Source organism: Serinicoccus shuyuelongi (assembly GCF_045032955.1).
GTDB lineage: Bacteria > Actinomycetota > Actinomycetes > Actinomycetales > Dermatophilaceae > Ornithinicoccus.
The window spans coordinates 896310-905326 of record NZ_JBJFZU010000002.1 but is presented as its reverse complement, the minus strand read 5'-3'; the positions used below and the strand labels follow the sequence as shown (position 1 = coordinate 905326).

Genomic DNA, 9017 nt, shown 5'->3' with positions numbered 1-9017 from the left:
GGTGTGGTTGCGCCAGCAACCACACCCGACGCTCGTTCGGAGAAGGACGAGGGGGTCAGCGGCCGGTGAAGCGCGCCTTCCCAGGGCCGTCCTGCACGAAGGAGGCCATCCCCACCTTCCGGTCCTCGGTGGCGAAGACCCCGGCGAACTGCATCGCCTCGATCGCCAACCCGGTCTCCAGGTCACCGTCGAGGCCGCGGTCGATGGCCTCCTTGGCGGCCCGCAGCGCGAACGCGGGTCCGCCCACGTAGCGACCGACCATCTCGCGGGCGACGGCATACGCCTGGCCCGGCTCGGCGACGCGGTCGACCAGCCCGAGGGTCAGCGCCTCCTGAGCGTCCACCATCCGACCGGTGTAGACGAGGTCCTTGGCGGCCGAGACGCCGACCAGGCGGGCCAGCCGCTGGCTGCCGCCGGCGCCCGGGATGACCCCGAGCAGGATCTCCGGCTGTCCCAGCCGCGCGTCCGAGGCGGCGACCCGGAAGTCGGCGCACAGCGCCAGCTCGTTGCCGGCGCCCAGCGCATACCCCTCGATGGCGGCGACCACCGGCTTCGGGATGCGGGCCACCCGGGAGAAGCACTCCTGGATCACCGGGGCTCGCTGCACCATCTCGGTGTAGCTCATCCCCTGCATCTCCTTGATGTCCGCCCCGGCGGCGAAGACCTTCTCGCCGCCGTAGAGGATGACCGCGGCGACCTCGTCGTCCGCGGAGACGATGCCGGCGGCCTCACCGAGGGCGTCCTGCACCGCAGTCGACAGCGGGTTCATCGACGGGCGGTCGACCCGGATGGTGGCGATGCCCGCGTCGACCTCGACCCGGACGTGCTCGCACGCGGTCGGGACGGTGCGGCTCACGCCGGACCGCCCTGGGAGCCCCCACCCTGCTCGCCGGTGTCGGTGCCGGTGTCGGTGCCGGTGTCGCCCTGCTGAGACTGCTGACCCTGCGGACCGATCGACAGCCACGGGCCGACCTCGGTGCCCTCGGGGGCACCCTCCGGCAGCTCGGGCGGCAGGCCCTGCTCGACACGGGACTTGGCCACGACGTTGCGGTGCCACAGCTGCAGCGCCTGCAGCAGCAGGCCGGTGGCGACCTGCAGCTTCGGCTTGGGCTGCTCGGTGCGGGCGATGATCTGCTCCACCGCGAGCACCAGGTTGCCGTTCGCGATGCCGGCCTTGACGAGGTTCACGCCGAGGGTGACGTCGTTGCAGCCGTTCAGCCGGGTCAGCAGCTCGTCCGGGACGGAGCTGGCGATCTGCCACTGGCCGAACACCCGCATGATGTCGAACTGCTCGCCGCCGATGACCTTGACGAACAACTTCTGGCCGTTGGCCTCGAAGGCGACGTCGCCCGCCTTGTCCAGGTTCGGCGTCATCTGCAGGTCCTGCAGGGCGTCGAGCACCCGGCCGGTCAGCGGGCGCTCCTCGGGCGGCGGCGGGAAGTTGGGCAGCGAGGTGGGATCACTCATACCCCCAACGTAACGGCTCTCCCATCACCGGCCCAGCCGGCGTCACCCCGGTAGGACCTCGATACTGAGGTTCCCCTGCACCGTGACGTAGGGACGCACCCCCCGGTGCGCCGCCGGAAGGACCGAGACCAGCGGAGCTGCCACCCGGGCTCGTTCCACCGCACCCTCGACGAACACCCTGAGGTCGAGCACCTGCTGATCGTCGGAACGGAAGAGGGCCGACTGGAGAACCACGGTCCGCCGTGACACTCCGCTGCGCCCCAGCTCCTGGGCCACCGGTACACCGTCCGGCAACGCGACCGTGTCCACCACGTCGCCGTCGCGGCGGCGAATCTCGAGCACCAAGGGCCTCGCCGTCCCACCTACCCGCCCCCCGTGGATCTCCAGCGTCAGCTCCAACCCACCCCTGAACACCCAGCGTCCTCCCACCAGCAGGGCGCCGCTCAGTGGCTCCTCGAGCCGGGCCTGAGCCGAGGCCAGCAGACCTTCTTCGTCCCCGGCCCGGACCAGAGCCGAGACCTCGCGGCTCCTCTGCTCCAGCGTCGCCTCCAGCTCCGGCGGGATCCACCGGTCGATGAACTCCTGGTGGGCCCGGACGAAGGCCGTGCGCCGCGCGGGCGGCATCCGCGACCACCGTGCCGGCTCGTAGAACTTGAGACACTTCCGCCGGTACAGATCCAGGATGATGCGGCCCGCCCGTGCCGGGTCGGGATCGTTCTCGCTGACGATGCGACTCACCTCGGCGATGGACCAGGTGTAGCCCTCCGGGTCGAAGCGCTGGCCGCTGATGTTGCCACCGTCGTCGCGGGCCGTCAGGTAGTAGCAGTCGTAGTCGGCGTAGAGCGACACGCGACGCGCCTTGAGATAGGCGTGGGCCAGCACCATGCCGTCCTCGAGCCGGACCTTCTCCTCCGGGAAGCGGATCTCGTGCTCCAGCAGCATCGAGCGCCGGAACATCTTCTGGGGGGTGAGCGTCTGGAACACGGTTTCCAGGTCGGCGTCGACCTGGGTGCTGGCATACATCGAGGCGCGCACCCACCGCCCTCCCCTGCCCACCATCTTGGGCACCAGCACGTCGCTACCGTGCTCGTCCGCGAAGTCCACCATGCGCCTCAGCGCCTCCGACCCCATCTCGTCGTCGGCGTCGGCGAAGAAGACGTAGGTCCCCCGCGCCAGGTCCAGACCCCGGTTGCGGGGTATGCCCGGCCACCCGCTGTTCTCCTGGTGGACGACCCGGAGCTGCGGGTGCGTCCGCGCCGCGTCGTCCAGCAGGGCGGGGCCGGCGTCCGTCGACCCGTCGTCGACGGCGATGACCTCGTACTGGTCAACGGGCAGGTCCTGGTCCACGAGGGAGAGCAGCAGACCCTTGAGGTAGGGCATGGCGTTGTACACCGGGACCACGACCGAGACCCGCACCTTCTCCGTCCCTGCCGGGGTGTGCCCCATCTTCACCCTCCTCGAGCGTCGCACCGTGGGGCCACGAAGCCCTGAGCTAGCATTCAGCCCCCGGCCCTCGTGCACCAGGAGACCTGATCAGAATGTCACAGCTCGGTCGTCTGATGTCGCGACGGCCATCCCTGTCGACACGTCGGGACGCGGGTTCTCGACCCGCCGGAGTGCAGGCGACAGCGACCGATCTTCGGTGGGCACCGGCAGGGGGCATCCAGGTGACCGCCCTGGTGAAGGGGCGTCGCCCCGGCCCGCACCTCATCGGTGAGTTGCGCCAGCGCGGTGGATGGTCCCTGATCGGTTTCGATGTACGCCGGGAAGGCACGGGGCCCGAGGGGACCACGGTGAGCGGCGTCATCCCGGCCGCCACCCTTGAGCGGCTCCAACCCGGCCTGTTCGACATCTCCCTCAGCCTCGTCGCCGGCCGCGACCGCCACGTGACCCGCCTCCGGGTGGAGGAGTCGCCCGACCTCCCGCACCGGTGGGGGGACCTCGCGCTGTACCGCACCAGGGCAGGGCATCTCACCCTCAAGCGCGCGACGGGCCGACCGCTGGTCACACCAAGGGAGAGCGTCACCGGGGTGGACCAGCGGACCTGCGGTGCACCGCTGGCTGAGCTCGTCCCCGCCGTCTGCGCCCAGGTACGTCGGTCCGGGGCGCTCGGCGCCGGTGATCCCGCGTACTACTTCCCCACCACCATGAGGGCGAGCTTCGACACCCTCTTCCCCGGCCTCGAGGTCACGGTCGTCATGGATGCCCACGGCTCCGGCTGGCGGTTGTCGGTGCTCGGCCGGGACCGCAGCAGCCAGCGCTTCCTGCGCAACGTGCTGGTCAACCGGGCGCGAATGATCAGCGAACACGGAGACCAGCTGCACGTCGTCGCAGAGTCTGGACAGCGGCCGGGTCCCGACGCGACGATCGTGGTGGAGCACTTGGCCCAGCTGCTGGACCGGTTCCGGCTGTTCCTGGACGCCGGTCCCCGTCCGGAGGATGTCGGACTCGTCCCGGCCCATTGGTGGGACGTGAAGGCCAACTTCGGTGACGTGCTCGGGCCGATGCTGGTCGAGGGCATCAGTGGACGGTCCGCGATCAACGTGCGCGCCTTCCGCTCCGAGGACCCCGGGCTGTTCACCGTCGGCTCCGTCGCCGCCCACCTCCAGCGCCCCGGTGCGCGGGTGTGGGGGTCCGGGGTGATCGGGACGCTCAGCCGCTCGAAGGTCGAGGATCTCGCACCGCGGCGCCCGCGGAGCATCCACGCGGTCCGCGGGTCGCTCACCCGGACCGAGCTCCGGGACAAGCTCGGGTGGGAGGTACCGGAGGTCTATGGTGACCCAGCCCTGCTGCTGCCGCGGTACTACGAGCCGCAGGTCTCCGCCCACACGCAGGGCCGGATCGCCCTGGTCCCGCACTACATGCACCGGGGGATGGTCTCCCCCTCCCTGCCCGAGGAGATCGCGGTCGTCGACGTGCAGCAGGGCCCCGAGATCGTCATCGACCAGATCACCTCTGCCCGTGCCTGCATCTCCTCCTCGCTGCACGGACTCGTGGTGGCTCAGGCCTACGACGTCCCGTGGTCCTGGTTGCGTGTCGGAGACAAGCTGCTGCACGGTGACTCCTTCAAGTTCGAGGACTTCTTCACCACCCTCGACCGCGACCTGGTCCGTGAGTTGGACGTGCCGACAGGGTCCGTCGAGGCGGATGCCCTGCTGCGGTCGGCGGCCCGCGCCACTGTCCCCACGTCGCGCTTCGACGAGGAGAGCCTGCTCTCCGCCTTCCCCGAGCTGTGACCGCCCTGATCCCGCCGCGTCCCGGCCTGGACCGTCCGCCCCCGCTGGGCATCACCCGCACCGACGCCGGGGCGCAGCTGGCGGTGCTGGCCAAGCACGCCACCGCCGTCGAGGTATGCCTGTTCGACGGCGAGAGCGACGACGCCCACGAGCGCCGCATCCCGCTGCGCCGCACCGCGCACGGCATCTGGTGGGACCTGGTGCCCGAGCTGGTCCCCGGCACCCGCTACGGGCTTCGGGTGCACGGCCCCTGGGAGCCCGAGGACGGGCACCGGCACAACCCGGACAAGCTGCTGCTCGACCCCTACGCGCACGGCGTCGCCGGGGAGGTGAGCTATGCCCCGGAGGTCTACGGCCACCTGGTCGACGAGGCAGGTCACGCACACCCGCAGACCCGGGACACCCGGGACTCCGCCCGCCACGTCCCACGCTCGGTGGTGGTCGACCACGACGCCTTCGACTGGGGCCAGGACCAGCTCCCTCTGGTGCCCTGGACCGAGACCGTCGTCTACGAGGCGCACGTCCGGGGCCTGACCATGCGCCATCCCGACGTCCCCGAGGAGCTGCGCGGGACCTACGCGGCGCTCGGCCACCCCGCCGTGGTCGGCCACCTCACCGACCTGGGCGTCACCACCCTGGAGCTGCTGCCGGTGCACGCCTTCACCTCCGAGCCGGCCCTGGTGGAGCGCGGCCTGAGCAACTACTGGGGGTACAACACGCTGGGCTACTTCGCCCCGCACGCCGGGTATGCCGCCGCCGACCCCGCGGACAGCCAGGCCGTGGTCGACGAGCTCAAGGGCGCCGTGCGTGCCCTGCACCGGGCTGGGATCGAGGTCATCCTGGACGTCGTCTACAACCACACCGCCGAGCAGTCCGCCGAGGACGGCGCCACCCTCTCGTTCCGCGGCCTGGACAGCCGCACCTACTACCGCCTGGACGACCACGGGCGGGACATCGACGTCACCGGCTGCGGCAACACCGTCGACGTGCGCGAGCCGCAGGTCATCAGGATGGTCCTGGACTCCCTGCGGCTCTGGGTGGAGGAGTTCCACGTGGACGGCTTCCGGTTCGACCTCGCCCCCGCGCTGGCCCGTGGTCACGACTCCGCCTACCGGGAGGACCACGCCTTCCTGGTCGCGCTGCAGAGCGACCCGGTGCTGTCCCGGGTCAAGCTGGTCGCCGAGCCGTGGGACGTCGGCCACCAGGGCTGGCGCACCGGACAGTTCCCGGCGCCCTTCTCGGAGTGGAACGACCGGTACCGCGACGCGGTCCGCACGTTCTGGCTGGCCGACGTCGGCCGGCAGCTGGAGGGCGGGACCGGCCACGGGGTGCGGGAGCTGGCGACCCGGCTGGCGGGCTCCGCCGACCTCTTCGGTTCCCAGCACCGTGGCCCGATCGCCTCGGTCAACCTGGTCACCGCGCACGACGGCTTCACCCTGGCCGACCTGACCGCCTACGAGCAGAAGCACAACGAGGCGAACGGCGAGGACAACCGGGACGGCCACGGCGACAACCGCTCCTGGAACCACGGTGTCGAGGGCCCGAGCGAGGACCCGGCCGTGCAGGCGCACCGGCACCGTTCCGTCCGCAACCTGCTGGCCACCCTGCTGCTGTCCTCGGGGGTGCCGATGCTGCTCGCCGGAGACGAGTCCGGGCGCACGCAGGGTGGCAACAACAACGCCTACTGCCAGGACGGTGAGACCACCTGGCTCGCCTGGGGCGCCGACCTGGAGCCGTGGCAGCGGGACCTGCTGGCCGACACCAGGGACCTGGTCGCCCTGCGCCGGGAGCTGGCCCTGCTGCGGACGCCGGGCTTCCCCACCCACGAGGCCACCCCCGGGTACACCCGGCTGCGCTGGTTCGACGAGGAGGGCGACACCCTCGAGGAGCACCACTGGCACGACCCGGCCCGCCGCACCCTGGTCGCCGTCCTGGACACCGTGCACCACGACGACCCGGACCGACGCGAGGCCGTGGCGCTGCTGCTGCACGCGGGCCCGGACCGCACGGTGGTGACGCTGCCCACGGTGGCCGGGGTCGGTACCTGGGCACGGCGTTTCACCAGCGAGGACGCCCCGGTCGCGAGCGCGACGCCGGGTCCCGGTGACGGGCTCACGCTGGGGGCGACCAGCTTCACCGTGCTCGTCGGCTCGACCGCGGCACGGCCCGTGGTTTCCGACGCGGAACCCGGGTAGCGTTGGCGCGGTGACCGATCACCCGAGCACGCCGCCACCGTCCTCCAGCACCAGCGTGGCCCCGGCCCCCGGGGCGATCGACCGGTGGGCGCTCTCCGCGCTCGGCCAGGAGCCGCTGGGCCGGATCCCCGTCCTCGACGTCGAGCCCGTCGTCGACGGTGGTCGGCGACCCACCAAGTCCGTCGTCGACGAGCTCTTCACCCTGAGCGCCACCGTCTTCCGGGAGGGCCACGACGCGGTCAACGCCACCGCCGTGCTCGTCGACCCCGACGGGGCGGAGCTGCACGTGCCGATGACCTGCGACAACCCCGGTCTGTCGCACTGGCGGGCGGAGATCTCCGCCCCCCGTGCCGGGCTCTGGCACTTCCGGGTCGAGGGCTGGTCCGACCCCTACGCCACCTGGGTCCACGACGGCACCATCAAGGTCCGCGCCGGGGTCGACGTGGAGCTGATGCTCGAGGAGGGCGCGCGCGTCCTGGAGCGGGCGCTGGACGGACTGGTGGCGAGCGCCGACGACCGGGGCGGCACCGGCACCCTGGAGCAGGCCATCGCCACCCTGCGTGCCAGCGCGCTGCCCGCCGAGGAGCGCCTCGAGGCGGGTCTGTCCGAGCAGGTGCAGCAGGTGCTGGACCGGACGCCGCTGCGGGACATGGTCAGCGCCAGCCCCAGCTACACCTGGTGGGTGGAGCGGCCGCTGGCGCTGACCGGTGCCTGGTACGAGATCTTCCCCCGCTCCGAGGGCGCCGTCCAGGACCCGGACACCGGGCTGTGGACCAGCGGCACCTTCGAGACCGCCCAGGAGCGGCTGCCGGCGATCGCCGAGATGGGCTTCGACGTGGTCTACCTGACCCCGGTGCACCCGATCGGGACCACCAACCGCAAGGGGCGCAACAACAGCCTCGTGGCGCAGGAGCACGACCCCGGCTCGCCGTACGCGATCGGCTCACCGGCCGGCGGGCACGACGCGCTGCACCCGGACCTGGGTGACTTCGACGACTTCGACGCCTTCGTGGCCCGCGCCGAGGGGCTGGGGCTGGAGGTCGCCCTGGACATCGCCCTGCAGGCCTCGCCGGACCACCCCTGGGCCACCGAGCACCCCGAGTTCTTCACCACCCGCGCGGACGGCACCATCGCCTACGCGGAGAACCCGCCGAAGAAGTACCAGGACATCTACCCGCTCAACTTCGACAACGCCCCGGACCAGGCCCACGCGCAGGTCCGGCGCGTGGTGCAGGTGTGGATCGACCACGGGGTGAAGATCTTCCGGGTCGACAACCCGCATACCAAGCCGGTGCAGTTCTGGCAGTGGCTGATCGCCGACGTGGCGGTCGACCACCCCGAGGTGATCTGGCTGTCCGAGGCCTTCACGAAGCCGATGATGATGCGCACCCTGGCCAAGGTCGGGTTCCAGCAGTCCTACACCTACTACGCCTGGCGCAGCACCGCCGCCGAGCTGCGCGAGTACGTGACCGAGCTCGCGACCGAGACGGCGCCCTACATGCGCCCCTCGTTCTGGCCCACGACGCACGACATCCTGACCCCGTACATGAGCAACGGCGGCCTGAGCGCGCACCTGGTCCGCTCCGCGCTGGCGGCCACCCTGGTGCCCACCTACGGCATCTACACCGGCTTCGAGCACGTCGAGGACGTGCCACGGCCGGGCGCAGAGGAGCACGTCGACAACGAGAAGTACGAGTTCAAGGACCGGCGCTGGGGCGAGGAGGTCGAGGGCCGGCACGACCTGACCGGCTGGCTGACCATGCTCAACCGGGTCCGGGCCGAGCACCCGAGCCTGCACTGGCTGCGCAACATCACCTTCCACGCCGCCGAGGACGAGAACCTGCTGGTCTTCTCCAAGCGTGGCGGCGGAGCCGGCGACGGCTCCGCGCAGGACACCGTGCTGGTGGTCGCCAACCTCGACCCCTACACCGTGCGCGGCAGCCGGCTGCACCTGTCGATGCCCGCCCTCGGCCTGGGCTGGGGCGAGCGCTTCCGGGCGCACGACCTGGTCACCGACGCGCGCTGGGGGTGGGACGCTGAGCCCTACGTCGAGCTCGGCCCCGGGTACGGTCACGAGCCGGTCCACATCATCCACGTCACGACCACCTGAGAAGGAGCA

The 9017-nt window shown here is 71.4% G+C and carries 6 protein-coding genes; 3 read left to right on the top strand and 3 right to left on the bottom strand.

The window, feature by feature from the left end; genetic code table 11:
- Positions 1 to 55: 55 nt before the first annotated feature.
- Genes ACI3EY_RS04510 through ACI3EY_RS04500 form a run of 3 tightly spaced genes read right to left on the bottom strand, consistent with a single transcriptional unit; the run spans position 56 to position 2913 of the window.
- Positions 56 to 856 carry an enoyl-CoA hydratase/isomerase family protein gene (locus ACI3EY_RS04510; protein ID WP_405039539.1) on the bottom strand — a complete coding sequence of 267 codons (801 nt, stop codon included), beginning with the start codon at positions 854 to 856 and terminating at the stop codon, positions 56 to 58.
- Positions 853 to 1467, bottom strand: coding sequence for a hypothetical protein (locus tag ACI3EY_RS04505; RefSeq protein ID WP_405039538.1), 615 nt, complete (start codon positions 1465 to 1467; stop codon positions 853 to 855). The genes ACI3EY_RS04510 and ACI3EY_RS04505 overlap by 4 nt, the downstream gene beginning before the upstream one ends.
- A gap of 42 nt (positions 1468 to 1509) precedes the next feature.
- Positions 1510 to 2913: a glycosyltransferase family 2 protein gene (locus ACI3EY_RS04500; protein WP_405039537.1), complete on the bottom strand. Its 1404-nt coding sequence runs from the start codon at positions 2911 to 2913 to the stop codon at positions 1510 to 1512.
- Positions 2914 to 3134: 221 nt separating this feature from the next.
- On the opposite strand from ACI3EY_RS04500, the gene ACI3EY_RS04495 reads away from it, so the two are divergent.
- From ACI3EY_RS04495 to ACI3EY_RS04485, 3 genes are read left to right on the top strand one after another with little or no spacing between them, the layout of a single operon-like run.
- Positions 3135 to 4703 (top strand): polysaccharide pyruvyl transferase family protein, encoded by a 1569-nt coding sequence (locus ACI3EY_RS04495; RefSeq protein WP_405039536.1) that lies wholly within the window; start codon positions 3135 to 3137, stop codon positions 4701 to 4703.
- Positions 4700 to 6898: a glycogen debranching protein GlgX gene (gene glgX, locus ACI3EY_RS04490; protein ID WP_405039535.1), complete on the top strand. Its 2199-nt coding sequence runs from the start codon at positions 4700 to 4702 to the stop codon at positions 6896 to 6898. The genes ACI3EY_RS04495 and glgX overlap by 4 nt, the downstream gene beginning before the upstream one ends.
- Positions 6899 to 6908: 10 nt before the next feature.
- Entirely contained in the window at positions 6909 to 9008 is a 2100-nt protein-coding gene (locus tag ACI3EY_RS04485) for a maltotransferase domain-containing protein (protein ID WP_405039534.1), read from the top strand.
- The last annotated feature ends 9 nt before the right edge of the window (positions 9009 to 9017 follow it).

What these genes read in the sequence shown, in the direction of transcription:
- ACI3EY_RS04505 (WP_405039538.1), bottom strand. Translation starts at nt 1,467, where the DNA reads ATGAGTGATCCCACCTCGCTGCCCAACTTCCCGCCGCCGCCCGAGGAG.
- ACI3EY_RS04500 (WP_405039537.1), bottom strand. Translation starts at nt 2,913, where the DNA reads ATGGGGCACACCCCGGCAGGGACGGAGAAGGTGCGGGTCTCGGTCGTG.